A 21,782-nucleotide genomic window follows, 5' to 3' on the forward strand; every position below is an offset into this window, starting at 1 on the left:
CTAGCAGACGGTCGGTCTCGGTGACAGCTTGCGCGTTTGAAAAGGTCTGGTAGAATCCGCGGCCTAATTACGTGCGGTATTCAACAATAGTGTTGGGTGGCGGCACGCTAGCTGAGGAAGACACCATGAAAGCTGATATCCACCCGAATTACCCAGTCATCGCTGTTACCTGCAGCTGTGGCAACAAGTTCGAAACTCGTTCGACTTTCGGCAAAGCTCTGCCAATCGACGTTTGCAACGAATGCCACCCGTTCTACACCGGTAAGCAGAAGACTCTGGACACTGGCGGCCGCGTTCAGCGCTTCGCAGACCGTTTCGGTGCTTTCGGCAAGAAACCTGCTGCTGCAGAGTAAGGTTGAAGGGCCCGGTGGGCTTTTCCTCGTTGCTGAAAAAGGCGTCCCTCGCGGGCGCCTTTTTTGTGTCCGCGATTTGGCTTTCCGGCGCGCAAGCCTTTTGCCCGACGCCTGCTGGCCTGACCAGCGTCGCCGTGCAGCGTGTGGTCGATGGCGACACTTTGCGTTTGAGCGACGGCCGCAGCGTACGCATGATCGGCCTCAACACACCTGAACTGGGCAAGCAGGGCCGCAGCGATGAACCCTTCGCGGTGGCGGCACGCAAACGCCTGCAAGCGCTGGTCGATGCCAGCGGCGGACGTGTCGGTTTGCGCGTCGGCAAGCAAGCCAAAGACCATTACGGGCGTACGCTCGGGCACATTTACAGTGCCAGCGGCGCCAATCTCGAAGCGCAAATGCTCGCCGATGGCCTCGGTTTCCAGGTCGCGGTTGCGCCGAATGTCGATCTTGTTGCCTGCCAGCAAGCCGCCGAGCGCAGTGCAAGAACATCGGGACTGGGCCTCTGGCGGCAATCACCTGTACTGAAAGCGGAGCAGATCCAGCGCTCGGGTTTCGCCGTAGTCAGTGGGCGTGTGAGCAAGGTTCAGCGCAATCGCGGCGGAATCTGGATCGAGTTGCAGGACAAGCTTGTGTTGCGCGTTGCACCCAATTTGGTCGGACAATTCGACAATGCCCGTTTGCAGACTTTGAAAGGCATGCAGATCGAGGCTCGCGGCTGGATCGTTGATCGTTCCCGGCGCGGTGGATTGCAATCCGGTCAGTCACGCTGGCTACTTCCGTTGACGGATCCTTCGATGTTGCAAACACCGCGCTGAAGAAAAATTGTAGACATTTTTTCTGTCGATTGTGAACAGTCCAGCCCTTGTGCGCCGTGGCTCTTGGCCCAAAGTCGTAGGGCAGGGCGCTTGACAGGGGTGACCGCTCAGTCTTGTGGGGACTTTGCGAGGCGCGTATCCTCGCTGACCAGTCTGTCCAACAGTAAAAAGCGGAATGCCAAAATGTCTGATCTGAAAACTGCCGCTCTCGAATATCATGCCAATCCTCGTCCAGGGAAGCTGAGTGTCGAGCTCACCAAGGCCACTGCTACCGCTCGCGACTTGTCGCTGGCCTACAGCCCCGGCGTAGCTGAACCAGTGCGTGAGATCGCTCGCGATCCTGAACTGGCCTACAAATACACCGGCAAGGGCAACCTGGTTGCAGTCATTTCCGATGGCACCGCGATTCTCGGTCTGGGCAACCTCGGCCCATTGGCTTCCAAGCCAGTGATGGAAGGTAAAGGCGTACTGTTCAAGCGCTTCGCCGGCATCGACGTTTTCGACATCGAAGTCGACTCCGAAAGCCCGCAAGCCTTCATCGACACCGTAAAACGCATCTCCATCACCTTCGGTGGCATCAACCTGGAAGACATCAAGGCACCAGAGTGCTTTGAGATCGAACGTGCTCTGATCGAGCAGTGCGACATTCCAGTGTTCCACGATGACCAGCACGGCACTGCGATCGTGACCGCTGCGGGCATGATCAACGCCCTGGAAATCGCTGGCAAAACCCTGCCTGACGCGAAAATCGTCTGCCTGGGCGCCGGCGCTGCTGCCATCTCCTGCATGAAATTGCTGGTGAGCATGGGCGCACGCATCGAAAACATCTTCATGGTTGACCGTACCGGCGTGATCCACTCCGGCCGTGACGACCTGAACCAGTACAAAGCCGTGTTCGCTCACGCCACCGACAAGCGCACTCTGGCTGACGCACTGGCAGGCGCTGACGTGTTCGTCGGTCTGTCCGGCCCGAACCTGCTGAGCGCTGAAGGTCTGCTGTCGATGGCGGCCAACCCGATCGTGTTCGCGTGCTCGAACCCGGATCCGGAAATCTCCCCGGAACTGGCGCACGCCACCCGTAGCGATGTGATCATGGCTACCGGCCGTTCGGACTACCCGAACCAGGTCAACAACGTACTGGGCTTCCCGTTCATCTTCCGTGGTGCCCTGGACGTTCGCGCCAAGCGCATCAACGAAGAAATGAAAGTGGCTGCGGCCAACGCCCTGCGTGAACTGGCCAAACTGCCTGTTCCACAGGACGTGTGCGATGCCTACGGTGGCGCGCCGCTGGAATTCGGCCGTGAGTACATCATTCCGAAGCCAATGGACAAGCGTCTGATCACCCTGATCTCCGACGCTGTGGCCAAAGCCGCGATCGAGACTGGTGTGGCGACCCTGCCGTATCCGAAGAACTACCCGCTGAAGAGCGTGGATGACGTGTTCAACGGCTAAGCTGTTGTAGCGCTTCAAACAGAAGCCCCGGCTCGTGAGAGTCGGGGCTTTTTTTGTTTTCGGGAATTCTCAGGATCGCATTTCATATCAACAAAGGCCCTCACCCTAACCCTCTCCCAGGGGGAGAGGGGACTGATTGGGGGATGCTTGAGAGTTACGCCGACCTGAACTTATCGTGTTGAATCCATAGGCGCTGATGCACTTTCAGGTCGGTGTATCTCGTGAATTTTCTACGGTCAGTCCCCTCTCCCTACGGGCGGTCCGACGTTTCGGGAGGGCTAGGGTGAGGGGCTCTTGATCTTCAAACAAAAGCCCCGGCTCGTGAGAGTTGGGGCTTTTTTGTTTTCGGGAATTCTCAGGATCGCATTTCATATCGACAAGGGCCCTCACCCTAACCCTCTCCCAGGGGGAGAGGGGACTGATTGGGGGATGCTTGCGAGCTACGCCGACCTGAACGTATTGTTTTGAACCCATAATCGACCCCACACTTTCAGGTCGGTGCATGACCCCAGACAACTCGGTCAGTCCCCTCTCCCTACGGGCGGTCCGACGTTTCGGGAGGGCTAGGGTGAGGGGCTCTTGATCATCAGCCATAAAAAAGCCCCGCTCTTCTCACGAAGGCGGGGCTTTTTTTATGGCGCTGGATCAGAACAAGTCGATCGGCGCCTGCTCATCCGCCGGCAGCGGACTGCCCGGCGCTGTGCCATTGCCCAGTTCATTCACCGAAGGCGGTGTGTCTTCAGACTTGAACAGTTCGAAGTACGCGCCCGGCGTGCTCGGTGTCGCCGCGCGACCACTGACCGGATCCACGCGCAGGCTCAGCAAACCTTCCGGCTCAGGCTGAACATGCGGCGGCTTGTCCTTCAGCGCGGCCGACATGTAATTCATCCAGATCGGCAGCGCCACGGTGCCACCGAACTCGCGACGACCGAGGCTTTCCGGCTGGTCGAAGCCGGTCCACACCGTGGTCACGTAATCGGCGTTGTAACCGGAGAACCACGCATCTTTCGATTCGTTGGTGGTACCGGTTTTACCGGCGATATCGCTACGACCCATGGCCAGCGCCCGGCGACCAGTGCCGAGCTTGATCACGTCCTGCAACATGCTGTTGAGGATGTAGGTGGTACGACCGTCGACAATTCGCTCGGCCACGGCCGGTGCTTGCGGTACGGTAGCGTTGCCCGGCGCTTCACCCGGAACCGGCGCGGCATTGACCGTGAACGACTCAGTGCTCGGCGCAGCGATACCGTCCGTCGCCGAACCACCCTGAGGCACAGTCGGCGGGTTGGCGACGAACAGCGTGTCGCCGTTGCGGCTTTCGATCTTGTCGATGATGTACGGGGTGATCTTGTAGCCGCCGTTGGCGAACGTGCTCCAACCGGTGGCGATCTCCATCGGCGTCAGCGTTGCGGTGCCCAGCGCCAGCGACAGGTTCGGCGGCAGGTCCTGCTTGTTGAAGCCGAAACGGGTGATGTAGTCGATGGTCTTGCCCACGCCCATCGCCTGCAGCAAGCGGATCGATACGAGGTTGCGCGACTTGTACAGCGCCTCACGCAAGCGGATCGGGCCGAGGAAGGTGTTGGTGTCGTTCTTCGGGCGCCAGACCTTGTCCAGGTACTCGTCGACGAACACGATCGGCGCGTCATTGACCAAGGTGGCGGCGGTATAACCACTGTCCAGCGCAGCGCTGTAAACGAACGGCTTGAAGCTCGAACCCGGTTGACGCTTGGCCTGCATCGCGCGGTTGTAGTTGCTCTGCTCGAAGGCAAAACCGCCGACCAGCGAGCGAATCGCCCCGTTCTGCGGATCCAGCGACACCAGCGCACCTTGCGCTTGTGGGATCTGGCTGAATTTCAGCGAATTGTCTTTCTGACGCTGCACGCGAACCAGATCACCGACCGCCGCGACATCCGACGGCTGGCGCGGGTTGGCGCCCATGCTGTTGGTGTTGAGGAACGGACGCGCCCATTTCATGGTGTCCCAGGCAACGTGTTCCTCGCCAGTGCGGGTCAGCACTTGCAGGCCGTTTTTGTCGACCTGGGTGACGATGGCTGGCTCCAGGCTGCTGATCGTGCGTTGTTTGGTCAGCTCGCTGGCCCAGGCTTCGCGGGTCTTGCCCGGCAGGCGCGACTCGGGGCCGCGGTAGCCGTGACGCTGGTCATAGGTCATCAGGCCTTCGTGCAGTGCGGTGTTGGCCATTTCCTGCAGGTTGCTCGGCACCGTGGTGGTGACGCGGAAACCTTCCGTATAGGCATCGCTGCCATAGCGGCCGACCATTTCGGCGCGGGCCATCTCGGCGATGTATGGCGCGTTCACTTCCGGCGTCGGTACGTGGTAGCTGGCGTTCAGCGGTTCGTTGATCGCGGCGGTGTAGTCCGCTTCGGTGATCTTGCCGAGCTTGTACATGCGCCCGAGGATCCAGTCGCGGCGTTCTTTACTGCGCGCCGGGTTGGCCAGCGGGTTGAAGCGCGACGGGGCTTTCGGCAGGCCGGCGATCATCGCCATCTGCGCCAGGCTGACATCGCGGATCGACTTGCCGTAATACACCTGCGCCGCCGCTTCGATGCCGTAGGCGCGGTTGCCCAGATAGATCTTGTTCACGTACAGCTCAAGGATTTCGTCCTTGGTCAGCTGCCGTTCGATCTGCAGGGCCAGAAGAATTTCGGTGGTTTTGCGCGAGAAGCTGCGTTCGCTGGTCAGAAAGAAGTTCTTCGCCACCTGCATGGTGATGGTGCTGCCGCCGGACTGAATGTGTCCGCTTTTGACCAATTGGGTCGCGGCGCGCATCAGGCTGCTCGGATCGACGCCGTAGTGGTTGGCGAAATTGTCGTCTTCAGCACTTAGTAACGCATTAATGAAATTGGGGGGAATGTCGGCGAAACGGATCGGTGTACGGCGCATTTCGCCAAATTCTGCGATCAACTTGTTGTCGCTGGAGTAGACCCGCAGCGGAATCTGCAACTGAATGCTTCGCAGAGCCTCCACAGACGGCAAACCCGGACTAAGGTAAAGAAACGCGCCGCTGAGACCTAAAAGCAGTCCGCAGAAAACGGCGACGATGGACCAACCGAAAAATTTCAGCAGACGAATCAAGGCGTTTGGACATCCAGGGCAAAGAATGAATTTGGCGACGGGGCTCCGGCTACACACAGAACCATCCGCGCTTGCAGTAAAAAGCAGAAAAAAACGCTGGGCATTATAAGCACTTTTCTGCTGGGGGCGTCATTTGCGCTTCTGTCAAGACGGGGTGAAGGAACGCAATGCGTATTACAGAGTCCGTAACTCACGGAAAGTCATAGGGAATTGGTAGTGCTGGGACTCTTCAATAAAAAGGCCAATACGTTACTGGGGATCGACATCAGTTCCACGTCAGTGAAGCTGCTGGAACTGAGTCGCCAGGGTGATCGCTACCGGGTCGAGGCGTACGCGGTCGAGCCATTGCCGGCCAACGCCGTGGTCGAAAAGAACATCGCCGAACTCGAAGGCGTTGGCCAGGCCCTGAGCCGGGTGCTGGTCAAGGCGCGCACCGGGCTCAAGGGCGTGGCAGTTGCAGTGGCCGGTTCGGCGGTGATTACCAAAATCATCGAAATGGATGCCGGGCTGTCCGATGACGAACTGGAAAACCAGCTCAAGATCGAGGCCGACCAATACATTCCCTATCCATTGGACGAAGTTGCCATCGACTTCGAAGTCCAGGGCGTTTCGCCGCGCAACCCTGAACGGGTCAACGTGCTGCTGGCCGCCTGTCGCAAGGAAAACGTCGAAGTCCGTGAAGCGGCGCTGGCACTCGCCGGGCTGACTGCGCGGGTCGTCGATGTCGAAGCCTATGCGCTGGAACGCTCTTTCGGGTTGCTCGCCACGCAACTGGCGGCCACGCAAGAGCGGCTCACTGTCGCCGTCGTCGATATCGGCGCGACCATGACCACCCTCAGCGTTCTGCACAACGGCAAGATCATCTACACCCGCGAGCAATTGTTCGGCGGCCGGCAACTGACCGAAGAAATCCAGCGTCGTTATGGCCTGACCATCGAGCAGGCGGGGCTGGCGAAAAAGCAGGGCGGTTTGCCCGATGATTACATCAGCGAGGTCTTGCAGCCGTTTCGCGAGGCATTGGTGCAGCAGGTGTCGCGCTCGTTGCAGTTCTTCTTCGCCTCAGGGCAATACAACGCGGTCGACCACATTCTGCTGGCCGGTGGTACGGCGTCGGTGCCCGGGCTGGATCGGTTGATCGAGCAGCGCCTGAACACGCCGACGCAAGTGGCCAATCCGTTTTCCAATATGGCCTTGAGCAGCAAGGTCAATGCCGGTGCACTGGCCAGTGACGCGCCGGCCCTGATGATTGCCTGCGGGCTCGCGCTCAGGAGTTTCGACTGATGGCGCGGATCAACCTCCTGCCCTGGCGTGAAGAGCGCCGCGAAGAACGGCGCAAACGCTTCCTGCTGGCGTTGATCGGTGTCGTCGTCGGCTCGGTCGGTGCGGTGTTGATTGCCGATCAGGTCATCAGCACCGCCATTGCACGACAAGTGGCACGCAATGATTACATCGGCAAGCAGATTGCCGTGGTCGACGAACGGATCAAACAGATCAGCGATCTCAAGGCGCGTCGCCAGCAACTGGTCGAACGCATGCGCATCATCCAGGACTTGCAGGGCAACCGGCAGATCAGCGGACGAATCTTCGATCAACTGGCGCGTACGCTGCCGGACGGTGTGTATTTCACCGACGTGAAAATGGCTGGCAAAACCCTGTCGATCAGCGGTGCCGCTGAATCGAACAACCGGATTTCCGAGTTGATGCGCAATCTGGATGCCTCCGACTGGTTCGATGCCCCGGGCCTCAACGAGGTGAAGGCGACGACCGAGGGCCAGGTGGATCAGGCCAATACCTTTGAGCTGACGGTACGGCAGACCCAGCCCCGAACCGTGGAGGACGAGCAATGAAGCCGTCCGAATGGCTGGAAAGCTTGCGCGACATCGATTTCAACGACCTCGATACCAGCAATATCGGCTCGTGGCCGGGGGCAGTGAAAGCCATCGCCGGGGCGCTGTTGATGTTGCTGGTGTTGGCGCTTGGCTATAACTTTTTCATCAGTGATCTGGAAAGCCAGCTGGATGCCAAGCGCGAAGAGGAGGCCACGCTCAAGGAACAATTTGCCAGCAAGGCGCGCCTGTCAGCCAATCTTGAGCTGTACACCCAGCAAATGAAGGAGATGGAAAATACCTTCGGCGTATTGCTGCGGCAATTGCCCAGTGACACCGAAGTGCCGGGCCTGCTGGAAGACATCACTCGCACGGGTCTGGGCAGCGGCCTGGAGTTTGAAGAGATCAAACTGCTGCCGGAGGTCACACAGCAGTTTTATATAGAGCTGCCGATCCAGATCACCGTCACTGGTGCTTACCACGACCTCGCCACGTTCGTCAGTGGCGTGGCCGGGCTACCGCGCATCGTCACCCTGCATGATTTCGAACTCGCTCCCGCCAATAAAGACGGCGGGCCGAAGCTACGCATGAGCATCCTTGCCAAGACCTACCGGTACAACGACAAGGGGCTGCAGAAATGAGCCCGATTCGTTACATCGCGTTGGCGATGACGCTGCTCGCGCTGAACGGTTGTGGTGGCAGCAATGACTTCAGCGATCTCGACGCTTACATGAACGAAGTGCGCCTGCGCCCGGCGGGCAAGATTGAACCAACCCCGACATTCCGGTCTTACCCCACATTCACTTACAGCGCGGCCAACCTGCGCAGTCCGTTCTCGCGCCAGGTGCGGGTTGATCTGGCGGGGCAGAAACATGGTTCGCGCAACGTCAAACCCGACCCCAACCGGGTCAAGCAATACCTCGAAGGTTTCAACATCGAGCAGTTCGAGATGGTCGGCACGATCTCCAATGTTTCCGGCTCCTTTGCGCTGTTGCGCGGGGCGGGCGGGGTGCATCGGCTGAAAGTCGGCGATTACCTGGGGCGCAATGACGGTCGCATCGTTGCCATCAGCGCCACCCAGGTCGATGTCGTCGAAATCGTCCCCGACGGCGAAGGCGCCTGGCTGGAGCGTCCGCGCACCATTCCTTTGAAAGAGCACTCATAGTGGAAGTCGAACAATGAACAGGATTTTCTCCACCCTCGGTTTTTCGCTATGGATAGCGCTGATGTCGCCGATGGTACTCGCGGCCAATCTGAAGACGCTTGATGTGGCGGCGTTGCCGGGTGATCGCGTCGAGCTGAAGCTGTCGTTCGACGGCCCACCGCCACAGCCCAAGGGCTACACCACCGAATCACCGGCACGCATCGCCCTCGATTTGCCCGGTGTCGCCAGTCAATTGGCCAGCAAGAACCTTGATCTGGGCAGCGGCAATGCACGCACCGCTACGGTGGTCGAGGCCAAGGATCGCACGCGGCTGATCGTCAGTCTCACGCAACTGGCGCCTTACACCACGCGGGTCGCGGGCAACAATCTGTTCGTGGTGGTCGGGCAGGGCGCGCCGGCGGCAGCGCCGCGATCTGCTGTCGTTGCGCCACGCCCTGCGGCTGCGGCGTCGGCCAAGGCAGTTGTGCCGAAAAGCCGGGCTATTCGCGGCGTAGATTTCCAGCGGGGTACGGCAGGTGAAGGCAATGTAGTCATTGACCTGTCCGACCCGACCATCGCTCCGGATATCCAGGAGCATGACGGCAAGATCATCCTCAGCTTTTCCCGCACACAACTCCCGGAAAATTTGCGGGTACGCCTCGACGTGAAGGATTTCGCCACCCCGGTGCAGTTCGTCAATGCCGGAGTGACCGCTGATCGCACGGTTATTACCGTTGAACCCAGCGGCACTTATGAGTACTCGACCTTCCAGACCGACAACAAACTGACCATCAGCGTCCGCCCGATGACGGTCGATGACCTGCAAAAGCGTAATGCCGATCGTCAGGCTTACGTCGGCGAAAAGCTCTCGCTGAATTTTCAGGACATTGATGTGCGTTCAGTGCTGCAACTGATCGCCGACTTCACCAACCTCAACCTGGTCGCCAGCGACACGGTGCAGGGTGGTATCACCTTGCGCCTGCAGAACGTGCCGTGGGATCAGGCGCTGGATCTGGTGCTGAAAACCAAGGGCCTGGATAAACGCAAGATCGGCAATGTGCTGCTGGTTGCCCCGGCCGATGAAATCGCTGCCCGCGAACGTCAGGAACTGGAATCGCAGAAGCAGATCGCCGAACTGGCACCGCTGCGTCGCGAACTGTTGCAAGTGAACTACGCGAAGGCAGCGGACATAGCCAAGTTGTTCCAGTCGGTGACCAGTGCCGAGGCGAAAATCGACGAGCGCGGTTCGATTACGGTGGATGAGCGGACCAACAACATCATTGCCTATCAGACTCAGGATCGTCTCGACGAACTGCGGCGGATCGTGGCACAGCTGGATATTCCCGTGCGTCAGGTGATGATCGAGGCACGGATCGTCGAGGCCAACGTCGATTACGACAAAAGCCTGGGCGTGCGCTGGGGCGGTTCGATCCAGAACAAGGGCAACTGGAACGCCTCCGGGGTCAACGGTTCGTCGACCACCATTGGTACTCCCGGCAGCACCAGCACCAACTCGCCGTTCGTCGACATGGGCACCGTCAACAATACTTCAGGAATCGGCATCGCTTTCATCACCGACAACGTCTTGCTCGATCTTGAACTGACGGCGATGGAGAAAACCGGCAACGGTGAAATCGTCTCGCAGCCCAAGGTCGTCACTTCCGACAAGGAGACCGCGAAAATCCTCAAAGGCACCGAGATTCCGTATCAGGAAGCCAGCTCCAGTGGCGCCACGTCGGTGTCGTTCAAGGAGGCTTCGCTGTCGCTGGAAGTCACCCCGCAGATCACCCCAGACAATCGCATCATCATGGAGGTCAAGGTCACCAAGGACGAACCGGATTACCTGAACAAAGTGCAGGATGTACCGCCAATCAAGAAAAACGAGGTCAACGCCAAGGTGCTGGTCAACGACGGCGAAACCATCGTGATTGGGGGCGTTTTCTCAAATACTCAAAGCAAGGTCGTAGATAAGGTGCCATTTCTTGGCGATGTGCCGTATCTTGGCCGCCTTTTCCGGCGTGATGTGGTTTCGGAGAAAAAATCCGAGCTGCTGGTATTTCTCACACCACGTATCATGAATAACCAGGCGATTGCTGTGAGTCGTTGATTCTGTGCGAAATTTGATTCTTGTAGGACCGATGGGCGCTGGCAAAAGCACCATCGGCCGGTTGCTGGCCAAAGAGCTGCGTCTGCCGTTCAAAGATTCCGACAAGGAAATTGAACTGCGCACGGGCGCCAATATCCCGTGGATCTTCGACAAGGAAGGCGAGCCCGGCTTTCGTGATCGTGAGCAGGCGATGATTGCCGAGTTGTGCGCGTTCGACGGCGTGGTGTTGGCGACCGGCGGTGGCGCCGTCATGCGCGATGCCAATCGCAAGGCGCTGTATGAGGGTGGGCGAGTGGTGTATCTGCACGCCTCCGTTGAACAGCAGGTCGGCCGCACGTCGCGCGACCGCAATCGGCCGTTGCTGCGCACCGCCAATCCGGAGAAAACCCTGCGCGACCTGCTGGCGATTCGTGATCCGCTCTATCGGGAAATTGCCGATCTGGTGGTGGAAACCGACGAACGGCCGCCACGCATGGTCGTGCTCGATATTCTCGATCGTCTGGCGCAGCTGCCTCCCCGTTAAAGCATCGCTCGAAATGCGCTATCCTCGGCGTCCTGTCACCGCCCGCCGAGGTTGTGGCGGATGGCGGGCGAGCGGCGTCATACCCGCTATAGGCCGCAGATAACCAATAATTCAGGGCAGGACGCCTGCTTCCATCTTCACTGTGGGGACACATGCAGACACTCAAGGTCGATCTAGGCGAGCGCAGCTACCCGATTCATATTGGCGAAGGTTTGTTGGATCAGCCCGAGCTGCTGGCTCCGCATATCCATGGGCGGCAAGTGGCAATCATCTCCAACGAGACCGTTGCGCCGCTCTATCTAGAACGTCTGACCCGCAGCCTGGCGCAGTTCTCGGTTATCTCGGTGGTTTTGCCGGACGGCGAAGCCTTCAAGAACTGGGAAACCCTGCAACTGATCTTCGACGGTCTGCTGACCGCCCGTCATGACCGCCGCACCACCGTGATCGCCCTCGGCGGCGGTGTGATCGGCGACATGGCCGGTTTCGCTGCAGCCTGCTACCAGCGTGGCGTCGACTTCATCCAGATCCCTACAACATTGCTGTCCCAGGTCGATTCGTCGGTGGGCGGCAAGACCGGCATCAACCATCCGTTGGGCAAAAACATGGTCGGCGCGTTCTATCAGCCGAACGTCGTGCTGATCGATACCGCGTCCCTGAAAACCCTGCCAGAGCGCGAGCTGTCCGCCGGTCTGGCCGAAGTCATCAAGTACGGTCTGATCTGTGACGAGCCGTTCCTGACCTGGCTCGAAGACAACGTCGACGCCCTGCGCGCGCTGGATCAGAAAGCCCTGACTTATGCAATCGAGCGCTCCTGCGCAGCCAAGGCTGCGGTGGTGGGTGCCGATGAGAAAGAAACCGGCGTACGCGCCACGCTCAACCTCGGCCACACCTTCGGCCACGCCATCGAGACCCACATGGGCTATGGTGTCTGGTTGCACGGGGAAGCGGTTGCCGCTGGCACGGTGATGGCGCTGGAGATGTCCGCGCGTCTCGGCTGGATCAGTGACGCGGAGCGTGATCGCGGCATTCGGCTGTTCCAGCGCGCCGGTCTGCCGGTGGTGCCACCGACTGAAATGACCGAGGCCGATTTTCTTCAACACATGGCAATCGACAAAAAAGTGATCGACGGTCGTCTGCGCCTGGTGCTGCTGCGCCGGATGGGCGAAGCGGTAGTGACCGCCGATTATCCGAAAGAGGTTCTACAGGCCACGCTGGGAGCGGATTACCGCGCCCTGGCTCAGCTTAAAGGTTAATAAGATTCCGATGACTAGTTTGCATGCCGACGAGGCGTTCCTCGGCCATTTCCAGTTAAGTCACGACCCGTTCGCGCCACGCGTACCGGGCTTCAAGTTCTTTCCGGCCCAGCGCAAACCGGTGCTGGGTCAACTGCATCATCTGGCACGCTACAGCCAGTTGCTGCTGGTGGTCACTGGCCCGCAGGGCAGCGGCAAGACGCTGCTGCGTCAGGCGCTGGTCGCCAGCACCAACAAGCAGTCGGTACAGAGCGTGGTGGTTTCCGCCCGTGGCGCCGGCGATGCTGCCGGTGTGCTGCGTCAGGTCGCTCAGGCGTTGAACGTCGCTCAGGCCGACGTTGGCGCGATTCTGGATCAAGTCGTGCAGCTCGCGCTGACCGGCCAGGAAGTCTATCTGCTGGTGGATGACGCCGAGCAACTTGACGAATCCGCCCTCGAAGCGCTGATGGCGCTGGGTGCCGGCGCACCGGAAGGTCGCCCGCACGTGTTCCTGTTTGGCGAATCGTCGCTGATCGCGCAGCTTGAGGCCTTGCACCTTGAGGAAGAGCGCTTTCACGTCATCGAGTTGCAGCCGTACACCGAAGAAGAGACTCGCGAATATCTCGACCAGCGGCTTGAGGGCGCAGGCCGGGGTGTCGAACTTTTCACCGCAGATCAGATCTCTGATATTCACGAAAGTGCCGAGGGTTGGCCGGGCAACATCAACCAGGTCGCTCGCGATGCTCTGATCGAAGTCATGATTGCCAGCCGCTCAGCGGTCAAGCGTCCAAGTATGGGGTTCAACATGCCGAAGAAACACGTATTGGCGATTTCCGCCGTCGTTGTGGTCGCGGTCGCTGCCGCCTGGCTGATGCCGGGTCGCAACAAGGCGCCGACTACCGGTGCACCGGCCAATGAACAGGCGCAGTTGCCGTTGGGCCAGGGCGCAGCCAATGGCGGCGCACCGAACGTCGAGTTCGCCGGTAATACACAACCGATGCCGCTGCCGCTGGTCGGCAACTCGCAACCGGTGATGCGCGGCCCGCTGGCCGAGGCGGCCGGTGGCATTACCGAAGGCGACGATGGCGTGCCGCTGGAAGGTTCCAGCGATACCCCGCCGACCGTCACCACTTCCGCACCGCCTGCGGGCGTTCCCGCCGGCCCTGCGCCAACACCGGTTCCGTTGCCAGCGGCCAAGCCGACTCCGGCGCCGACGCAAGTGGCTACCGCCAAGCCTGCACCGGCAGCGCCAGTTGCCAAACCGGCCCCAGCGCCGGCCAAGCCTGTGGCTGCCGCCAAACCGGCCGAGAAGCCTGTTACCGTCGCCAAAGCCGCCGGTGGCAGCTGGTACGCGGGTCAACCGACCGGCAACTACGTGGTGCAGATCCTCGGCACCAGCTCCGAAACTGCCGCGCAAAACTTCGTCAAGGAGCAGGGTGGCGAGTACCGTTATTTCAAGAAAGTCCTCAACGGCAAGCCTCTCTACGTGATCACCTACGGCAACTTCGCCAATCGTGATGCGGCCGTTTCTGCCATCAAGGCCTTGCCAGCGAAGGTTCAGGCTGGTAAACCTTGGCCTCGCACTGTCGCCAGCGTCCAACAGGAACTGGCAACAACTCGCTGAAGATTCGGCGGCCTTACCCAGGCCGCCTCTCCAAGCACCTCAAAATTTCTACGAGTGCGCGCTTCCTTCCAGGTCGCGTGCCTTGTGGTGTCTGCGTCACAGTAGTCTTTGAGTCGTTGCGGTCAAAATTAAAAAAGTTTTGACTAGCACAGCAGATCGCTTTAAACCTTTCACAAATGCGACATGAATTTGCGACATTTCGTCGTCAAATTTGTGAGCCTCTGTGTCGCTGTGTACAATGACCACCCTTTTGCCCCTGCTAAGCTGGCGTACGTTCGGCGCGGGATGCAAGTGGTTGAATTGAAAAGAAATTTGCCTCGAAAAGAGGCAGCCTGGTGAGAAAGTGTCTATGAAAGCAGGTCTGTACCAACCAGATGAATTCAAGGATAACTGCGGTTTCGGCCTGATAGCCCATATGCAGGGCGAGCCCAGTCATACCCTTTTGCAAACGGCCATTGAGGCCCTGACCTGCATGACCCACCGCGGTGGGATTAATGCCGACGGCAAGACCGGTGACGGTTGCGGTCTGCTGATTCAGAAGCCTGACGCGTTCCTGCGAGCCATTGCCCAGGAAACCTTCAGCGTCGAGTTGCCCAAGCAATATGCGGTGGGCATGGTTTTCTTCAACCAGGACCCGGTCAAGGCCGAAGCCGCTCGCGAGAACATGAACCGCGAGATCCTCGCTGAAGGCCTGCAACTGATCGGCTGGCGCAAAGTGCCAATCGACACCAGCGTCCTCGGCCGCCTGGCCCTTGAGCGCCTGCCACAGATCGAGCAGGTGTACATCGGCGGCGAAGGCCTGAGCGATCAGGACATGGCCGTGAAGCTGTTCAGCGCACGTCGTCGTTCGTCGGTGACCAACGCCGTCGACTCCGACCACTACATCTGCAGCTTCTCGCACAAGACCATCATCTATAAAGGCCTGATGATGCCGGCCGACCTGGCCGCGTTCTATCCAGACCTGAGTGACGAGCGCCTGCAAACCGCGATCTGCGTGTTCCACCAGCGCTTCTCCACCAACACCCTGCCGAAATGGCCGCTGGCGCAGCCATTCCGCTTCCTCGCCCACAACGGCGAGATCAACACCATCACCGGCAACCGTAACTGGGCACAGGCCCGACGGACCAAGTTCAGCAACGATCTGATGGATCTGGAGGAACTCGGCCCGCTGGTCAACCGTGTTGGTTCCGACTCCTCGAGCATGGACAACATGCTCGAGCTGATGGTCACCGGTGGCATCGACCTGTTCCGTGGCGTGCGGATGATCATTCCGCCGGCGTGGCAGAACGTCGAAACCATGGACCCGGATCTGCGTGCGTTCTACGAGTACAACTCGATGCACATGGAGCCGTGGGACGGCCCGGCTGGTGTGGTGATGACTGATGGTCGTTACGCGGTGTGCCTGCTTGACCGTAACGGTCTGCGCCCGGCGCGCTGGGTCACCACCACCAACGGTTTCATCACCCTCGCCTCGGAAATCGGCGTGTGGGACTACAAGCCGGAAGACGTGATTGCCAAGGGCCGTGTCGGCCCTGGCCAGATCTTCGCGGTGGACACCGAAACCGGGCAGATCCTCGACACCGATGCGATCGACAACCGTCTGAAATCCCGTCATCCGTACAAGCAATGGCTGCGCAAGAATGCCCTGCGCATTCAGGCGACCATGGAAGACAACGACCACGGTTCGGCGTTCTACGACGTCGATCAGCTCAAGCAATACATGAAGATGTATCAGGTCACGTTCGAAGAGCGCGATCAGGTCCTGCGTCCGCTCGGCGAGCAAGGCTACGAAGCCGTTGGCTCGATGGGCGACGACACGCCGATGGCCGTGCTCTCGCAGCGCGTGCGCACGCCGTACGACTATTTCCGTCAGCAGTTCGCGCAGGTCACCAACCCGCCGATCGACCCGCTGCGTGAAGCGATCGTGATGTCGCTGGAAATCTGCCTCGGTGCCGAGCGCAACATTTTCCAGGAGTCGCCGGAACACGCCTCGCGCGTGATCCTCAGCTCGCCGGTCATCTCCCCGGCCAAGTGGCGCTCGCTGATGAACCTCGACCGTCCGGGTTTCGAACGGGCGATCATCGACCTCAACTACGACGAAAGCGTTGGCCTCGAAGCGGCGATCCGCAACGTTGCCGATCAGGCTGAAGAAGCCGTGCGCGCCGGTCGTACCCAGATCGTTCTGAGCGACCGTCATATCGCCCCGGGCAAGCTGCCGATCCACGCCTCGCTGGCGACCGGCGCGGTACACCACCGCCTGACCGAAAAAGGCCTGCGTTGCGATTCCAACATCCTCGTTGAAACCGCGACCGCCCGTGACCCGCATCACTTCGCCGTGCTGATCGGTTTCGGCGCCTCGGCGGTCTATCCGTTCCTGGCCTACGAAGTGCTGGGCGACCTGATCCGTACCGGGGAAGTGCTGGGCGACCTCTATGAGGTGTTCAAGAACTACCGCAAAGGCATCACCAAAGGTCTGCTGAAGATCCTCTCGAAGATGGGTATCTCGACCATCGCTTCGTACCGTGGCGCGCAGCTGTTCGAAGCCATCGGCCTGTCCGAAGAAGTCTGCGACTTGAGCTTCCGTGGCGTGCCGAGCCGCATCAAGGGCGCGCGTTTCGTCGACATCGAAGCCGAGCAGAAAGCGCTGGCTACCGAAGCCTGGAGTCCGCGCAAGCCGATCCAGCAGGGCGGTCTGCTGAAGTTCGTCCACGGTGGCGAATATCACGCGTACAACCCGGACGTGGTCAACACCCTGCAAGCCGCTGTGCAGCAGGGCGACTACGCCAAGTTCAAGGAATACACCTCGCTGGTGGACAACCGTCCGGTGTCGATGATCCGCGACCTGTTCAAGGTCAAGACCCTCGACAAGCCGCTGGACATCAGTGAAATCGAACCGCTGGAATCGGTGCTCAAGCGCTTCGACTCCGCCGGTATCTCGCTGGGCGCACTGTCGCCGGAAGCTCACGAAGCCTTGGCTGAAGCCATGAACCGCCTCGGTGCGCGCTCGAACTCCGGCGAAGGTGGTGAAGACCCGGCGCGTTACGGCACCATCAAGAGCTCGAAAATCAAGCAGGTCGCGACTGGCCGTTTCGGCGTGACCCCGGAATACCTGGTCAACGCCGAAGTGCTGCAGATCAAGGTCGCGCAAGGCGCCAAGCCGGGCGAGGGCGGGCAACTGCCGGGCGGTAAAGTCAACGGTCTGATCGCCAAGCTGCGTTATGCAGTGCCGGGCGTAACCCTGATTTCGCCGCCGCCGCACCACGACATCTATTCGATCGAAGACTTGTCGCAGCTGATTTTCGACCTGAAACAAGTCAATCCAAAAGCACTGGTTTCGGTGAAACTGGTAGCTGAAGCAGGCGTCGGTACCATCGCCGCCGGTGTGGCCAAGGCCTATGCGGATTTGATCACCATCTCCGGCTATGACGGTGGTACCGGTGCTTCGCCGCTGACCTCGATCAAATACGCCGGCGCACCGTGGGAACTCGGCCTCGCCGAAACCCACCAGACCCTGCGCGGCAACGACCTGCGCGGCAAAGTCCGGGTGCAGACCGACGGCGGCCTGAAAACCGGCCTCGACGTGATCAAGGCTGCGATTCTCGGCGCCGAAAGTTTCGGCTTCGGTACTGCGCCGATGATCGCGCTGGGCTGCAAATACCTGCGCATCTGCCACCTGAACAACTGCGCCACCGGCGTCGCGACCCAGAACGAGAAGCTGCGCAAGGATCACTACATCGGCACCGTCGACATGGTGGTGAATTTCTTCACCTACGTCGCCGAAGAAACCCGTGAGTGGCTGGCCAAGCTCGGCGTGCGCTCCCTCGAAGAGCTGATCGGTCGCACCGATCTGCTGGAAATCCTCGAAGGCCAGACCGCCAAGCAAAACCACCTGGACCTGACGCCGCTGTTGGGCAGTGATCACATCCCGGCGGACAAGCCACAGTTCTGCGGTGTTGAGCGCAACCCGCCGTTCGACCAAGGCCTGCTGGCCGAGAAAATGGTCGAGATGGCTTCGGCGGCGATCAACGACATGAGCGGCGCCGAGTTCGATCTGGACATCTGCAACTGCGACCGTTCGATCGGCGCGCGGATCTCCGGCGAAATCGCCCGCAAGCACGGCAACCAGGGCATGGCGAAAGCGCCAATCACCTTCCGCTTCAAAGGCACTGCCGGTCAGAGCTTCGGCGTGTGGAACGCTGGCGGTCTGAACATGTACCTCGAAGGCGACGCCAACGACTACGTCGGCAAGGGCATGACCGGTGGCAAGCTGACCATCGTGCCGCCGAAGGGCAGCGTTTACAAAACTCAGGACAGCGCCATCATCGGCAACACCTGCCTGTATGGCGCGACCGGCGGCAAGCTGTTCGCCGCCGGTACCGCAGGCGAGCGTTTCGCCGTGCGTAACTCCGGTGCCCACACGGTTGTGGAAGGCACTGGCGATCACTGCTGTGAGTACATGACCGGTGGTTTTGTCTGCGTTCTGGGCAAGACCGGTTACAACTTCGGCTCTGGCATGACCGGTGGTTTCGCCTACGTGCTCGATCAGGACAACACCTTCGTTGACCGGGTCAACCACGAACTGGTGGAAATCCAGCGGATCAGCGGCGAGGCGATGGAAGCCTATCGCAGCCACCTGCAAAACGTGCTGAACGAGTACGTCGCGGAAACCGACAGCGAGTGGGGTCGTGAACTCGCCGAAAACCTCGATGACTATCTGCGTCGTTTCTGGCTGGTCAAGCCCAAGGCTGCCAACCTGAAATCGTTGCTTTCCAGCACTCGTGCCAACCCGCAGTGATATGCGCCTGAAGAGTTTGATGAGGTTTTAACAATGGCTGAACGTCTGAATAACGACTTCCAGTTCATCGATGTCGGGCGCAAAGATCCGAAGAAGAAACTGTTGCGTCAACGCAAGAAAGAGTTCGTCGAGATCTACGAACCGTTCAAACCCCAGCAGTCGGCCGATCAGGCCCACCGCTGCCTGGGTTGCGGCAACCCGTATTGCGAATGGAAGTGCCCGGTGCACAACTTCATTCCCAACTGGCTCAAATTGGTGGCCGAAGGCAACATCCTTCAGGCCGCCGAGCTGTCGCACCAGACCAACACCTTGCCGGAAGTCTGCGGCCGGGTTTGTCCCCAGGATCGTCTGTGCGAGGGTGCCTGCACCCTTAACGACGGCTTTGGCGCGGTGACTATCGGTTCGGTCGAGAAATACATCACCGACACCGCGTTCGCCATGGGCTGGCGCCCGGACATGTCCAAGGTCAAATCGACCGGCAAACGTGTCGCGATCATCGGCGCGGGCCCGGCAGGTCTGGGCTGTGCCGACGTGCTGGTACGCGGCGGCGTGACCCCGGTGGTGTTCGACAAGAACCCGGAAATCGGTGGTTTGCTGACCTTCGGCATTCCCGAGTTCAAGCTTGAGAAGACCGTGCTGAGCAATCGTCGCGAAGTTTTCACCGGCATGGGCATCGAGTTCCGTCTGAATACCGAAGTCGGCAAAGACGTGACCATGGAGCAACTGCTCGCCGAATACGATGCGGTGTTCATGGGCATGGGCACTTACACCTACATGAAGGGCGGTTTTGCCGGTGAGGATCTGCCAGGCGTGTATGACGCACTGGATTTCCTCATCGCCAACGTCAATCGCAACCTGGGCTTTGAAAAGTCGCCGGAAGATTTCGTCGACATGAAAGGCAAGAAGGTCGTGGTGCTCGGCGGCGGCGACACGGCGATGGACTGCAACCGCACGTCGATTCGCCAGGGCGCGAAGTCGGTGACCTGCGCCTATCGTCGTGACGAAGCGAACATGCCCGGCTCGCGCAAAGAGGTGAAGAACGCCAAGGAAGAAGGCGTGAAATTCCTCTACAACCGCCAGCCGATCGCTATCGTCGGTGAGGACAAGGTCGAAGGCGTCAAAGTGGTCGAGACCCGTCTCGGCGAACCGGACGCCCGTGGCCGTCGCAGCCCCGAGCCGATCCCGGGTTCCGAAGAGATCATCCCGGCCGACGCCGTGGTTATCGCGTTCGGTTTCCGCCCGAGCCCGGCGCCGTGGTTCGAACAGTTCGAAATCCAGACCGACAGCCAGGGCCGCGTTGTTGCGCCTGAGCAAGGTCAGTACAAGCACCAGACCAGCAACCCGAAAATCTTTGCCGGTGGCGACATGGTGCGCGGTTCCGACCTGGTGGTGACGGCAATCTTCGAAGGCCGCAATGCTGCCGAAGGGATCCTTGATTACCTGGGCGTCTGATTACATTTCAAGCTGAAATGCGATCAAAAATGTGGGAGCGAGCTTGCTCGCGAAAGCGGTCTGTCAGCCAACTTAAATGTTGGATGTGCCGGCCTCTTCGCGAGCAGGCTCGCTCCCACAGTTGTTTTTGGGGGCTGCAAATTCTGCATTCCAGCGCAATAAATTGACCCGATAGACAAAAGGCTGACCTGCATCCGTGCCTTTTGCGTCGCGCTCTGAGAAAATGCCCGCACTTTTTTTCCGGATGCCGACATGACTGCCCTGAAGAACGACCGTTTCCTCCGCGCCCTGCTCAAGCAACCCGTTGACGTCACCCCGGTGTGGATGATGCGCCAGGCCGGCCGCTACCTGCCGGAATACCGCGCCAGCCGCGCCCAGGCCGGTGATTTCATGAGCCTGTGCATGAATCCGGAGTTCGCCTGTGAAGTCACGATGCAACCGCTCGACCGTTATCCACAACTGGACGCGGCGATCCTGTTTTCCGACATCCTCACCATCCCCGATGCCATGGGCCAAGGCTTGTACTTCGAGACCGGTGAAGGTCCGCGCTTCAAGAAAGTCGTCAGCACCCTAGCCGATATCGAGGCCCTGCCGATCCCGGATCCGCACAAAGACCTCGGCTACGTGATGGACGCGGTCAGCACCATCCGTCGCGAGCTGAACGGTCGTGTGCCGCTGATCGGCTTCTCCGGTAGCCCGTGGACCCTCGCAACCTACATGGTCGAAGGTGGCTCGTCGAAAGACTTCCGCAAGACCAAAGCGATGCTCTACGACAACCCTCAGGCCATGCACCTGCTGCTGGATAAACTGGCGCAGTCGGTGACCTCATACCTCAACGGCCAGATCATGGCTGGCGCGCAAGCGGTGCAGATCTTCGATACCTGGGGTGGCAACCTGTCGGCGGCGGCGTATCAGGAATTCTCGCTGGCCTACATGAAGAAAATCGTCAGCGGCTTGATCCGCGAGCACGACGGTCGCAAAGTGCCGGTGATCCTCTTCACCAAGAACGGCGGCCTGTGGCTGGAAAGCATCGCCGAGGCGGGTGCCGACGCCCTGGGTCTGGACTGGACTTGCGACATCGGCAACGCCCGCGCCCGTGTCGGCGACAAGGTTGCCCTGCAAGGCAACATGGATCCGACCGTGCTCTACGCCAAACCGGAAGCGATCCGCACCGAAGTCGGGCGCATTCTGGCCAGCTACGGCAAGGGCAGCGGTCATGTGTTCAACCTCGGCCATGGCATCACCCCTGAGGTTGATCCGGAGCACGCTGGCGCTTTCCTGCGTGCGGTGCATGAGTTGTCGGCGCAGTATCACGAGTGATCGCCACACAGCTCTAATAACAGAAAACAAAACGCCCGGCTTTTGC

General features: G+C 59.9%; 15 protein-coding genes. 14 read left to right on the forward strand and 1 reads right to left on the reverse strand.

All coding sequences use genetic code 11. From position 1 onward, the window contains the following. Positions 1–125: 125 nt before the first annotated feature. The 3 genes from rpmE to F8N44_RS08640 all read left to right on the forward strand — a co-directional run bounded on the left by rpmE (position 126) and on the right by F8N44_RS08640 (position 2,620). Positions 126–353, forward strand: coding sequence for a 50S ribosomal protein L31 (gene rpmE, locus F8N44_RS08630; protein WP_016984589.1), 228 nt, complete (start codon positions 126–128; stop codon positions 351–353). A gap of 14 nt (positions 354–367) precedes the next feature. Then, on the forward strand, positions 368–1,168 hold the full coding sequence (locus F8N44_RS08635; protein ID WP_150650015.1) for a thermonuclease family protein: 801 nt from the start codon (positions 368–370) through the stop codon (positions 1,166–1,168). A gap of 183 nt (positions 1,169–1,351) precedes the next feature. Next, positions 1,352–2,620 (forward strand): malic enzyme-like NAD(P)-binding protein, encoded by a 1,269-nt coding sequence (locus F8N44_RS08640; protein ID WP_007909407.1) that lies wholly within the window; start codon positions 1,352–1,354, stop codon positions 2,618–2,620. A gap of 645 nt (positions 2,621–3,265) precedes the next feature. Here the strand turns inward: F8N44_RS08640 and F8N44_RS08645 are convergent. Further along, positions 3,266–5,710, reverse strand: a complete 2,445-nt coding sequence (locus F8N44_RS08645; protein ID WP_412071507.1) for a penicillin-binding protein 1A — start codon at positions 5,708–5,710, stop codon at positions 3,266–3,268. Between the two features lie 219 nt (positions 5,711–5,929). Between F8N44_RS08645 and F8N44_RS08650 the strand changes: the two genes are divergently transcribed. The 11 genes from F8N44_RS08650 to hemE all read left to right on the forward strand — a co-directional run bounded on the left by F8N44_RS08650 (position 5,930) and on the right by hemE (position 21,736). Continuing rightward, complete coding sequence (locus F8N44_RS08650) at positions 5,930–6,994, forward strand: pilus assembly protein PilM (RefSeq protein ID WP_150650017.1); 1,065 nt, start codon at positions 5,930–5,932, stop codon at positions 6,992–6,994. After that, on the forward strand, positions 6,994–7,560 hold the full coding sequence (locus F8N44_RS08655) for a PilN domain-containing protein (protein WP_150650018.1): 567 nt from the start codon (positions 6,994–6,996) through the stop codon (positions 7,558–7,560). Before F8N44_RS08650 ends, F8N44_RS08655 begins: the two co-directional genes overlap by 1 nt. Further along, entirely contained in the window at positions 7,557–8,180 is a 624-nt protein-coding gene (gene pilO, locus F8N44_RS08660; RefSeq protein WP_150650019.1) for a type 4a pilus biogenesis protein PilO, read from the forward strand. The genes F8N44_RS08655 and pilO overlap by 4 nt, the downstream gene beginning before the upstream one ends. Beyond that, positions 8,177–8,704, forward strand: coding sequence for a pilus assembly protein PilP (locus F8N44_RS08665; RefSeq protein WP_150650020.1), 528 nt, complete (start codon positions 8,177–8,179; stop codon positions 8,702–8,704). Before pilO ends, F8N44_RS08665 begins: the two co-directional genes overlap by 4 nt. Positions 8,705–8,717: 13 nt before the next feature. Next, positions 8,718–10,790 carry a type IV pilus secretin PilQ gene (pilQ, locus tag F8N44_RS08670; RefSeq protein ID WP_150650021.1) on the forward strand — a complete coding sequence of 691 codons (2,073 nt, stop codon included), beginning with the start codon at positions 8,718–8,720 and terminating at the stop codon, positions 10,788–10,790. Between the two features lie 4 nt (positions 10,791–10,794). After that, positions 10,795–11,313, forward strand: a complete 519-nt coding sequence (gene aroK, locus F8N44_RS08675) for a shikimate kinase AroK (RefSeq protein ID WP_045122915.1) — start codon at positions 10,795–10,797, stop codon at positions 11,311–11,313. A 152-nt stretch (positions 11,314–11,465) separates the two neighbouring features. Then, the gene (aroB, locus tag F8N44_RS08680; protein ID WP_150650022.1) at positions 11,466–12,566 is read left to right on the forward strand and encodes a 3-dehydroquinate synthase; all 1,101 of its coding nucleotides are present in this window, start codon (positions 11,466–11,468) and stop codon (positions 12,564–12,566) included. A gap of 10 nt (positions 12,567–12,576) precedes the next feature. Beyond that, positions 12,577–14,169: an AAA family ATPase gene (locus F8N44_RS08685; protein ID WP_150650023.1), complete on the forward strand. Its 1,593-nt coding sequence runs from the start codon at positions 12,577–12,579 to the stop codon at positions 14,167–14,169. Between the two features lie 349 nt (positions 14,170–14,518). Continuing rightward, a complete protein-coding gene (gene gltB / locus F8N44_RS08695; RefSeq protein WP_150650024.1) occupies positions 14,519–18,964 on the forward strand; it encodes a glutamate synthase large subunit in 4,446 nt (1,481 codons plus the stop codon). 33 nt (positions 18,965–18,997) lie between these two features. Then, positions 18,998–20,416 (forward strand): FAD-dependent oxidoreductase, encoded by a 1,419-nt coding sequence (locus F8N44_RS08700; RefSeq protein ID WP_150650025.1) that lies wholly within the window; start codon positions 18,998–19,000, stop codon positions 20,414–20,416. A gap of 252 nt (positions 20,417–20,668) precedes the next feature. Beyond that, positions 20,669–21,736, forward strand: coding sequence for a uroporphyrinogen decarboxylase (hemE, locus tag F8N44_RS08705; protein WP_008077242.1), 1,068 nt, complete (start codon positions 20,669–20,671; stop codon positions 21,734–21,736). The last annotated feature ends 46 nt before the right edge of the window (positions 21,737–21,782 follow it).

It is taken from the genome of Pseudomonas fluorescens (genome assembly GCF_902497745.1).
GTDB lineage: Bacteria > Pseudomonadota > Gammaproteobacteria > Pseudomonadales > Pseudomonadaceae > Aquipseudomonas > Aquipseudomonas fluorescens_BM.

Coding starts and splice junctions, on each gene's coding strand:
- F8N44_RS08700 (WP_150650025.1), top strand. CDS start 18,998: ATGGCTGAACGTCTGAATAACGACTTCCAGTTCATCGATGTCGGGCGC.
- F8N44_RS08640 (WP_007909407.1), top strand. CDS start 1,352: ATGTCTGATCTGAAAACTGCCGCTCTCGAATATCATGCCAATCCTCGT.
- pilO (WP_150650019.1), top strand. CDS start 7,557: ATGAAGCCGTCCGAATGGCTGGAAAGCTTGCGCGACATCGATTTCAAC.
- F8N44_RS08685 (WP_150650023.1), top strand. CDS start 12,577: ATGACTAGTTTGCATGCCGACGAGGCGTTCCTCGGCCATTTCCAGTTA.
- aroB (WP_150650022.1), top strand. CDS start 11,466: ATGCAGACACTCAAGGTCGATCTAGGCGAGCGCAGCTACCCGATTCAT.
- pilQ (WP_150650021.1), top strand. CDS start 8,718: ATGAACAGGATTTTCTCCACCCTCGGTTTTTCGCTATGGATAGCGCTG.
- hemE (WP_008077242.1), top strand. CDS start 20,669: ATGACTGCCCTGAAGAACGACCGTTTCCTCCGCGCCCTGCTCAAGCAA.
- rpmE (WP_016984589.1), top strand. CDS start 126: ATGAAAGCTGATATCCACCCGAATTACCCAGTCATCGCTGTTACCTGC.
- F8N44_RS08655 (WP_150650018.1), top strand. CDS start 6,994: ATGGCGCGGATCAACCTCCTGCCCTGGCGTGAAGAGCGCCGCGAAGAA.
- gltB (WP_150650024.1), top strand. CDS start 14,519: ATGAAAGCAGGTCTGTACCAACCAGATGAATTCAAGGATAACTGCGGT.
- F8N44_RS08665 (WP_150650020.1), top strand. CDS start 8,177: ATGAGCCCGATTCGTTACATCGCGTTGGCGATGACGCTGCTCGCGCTG.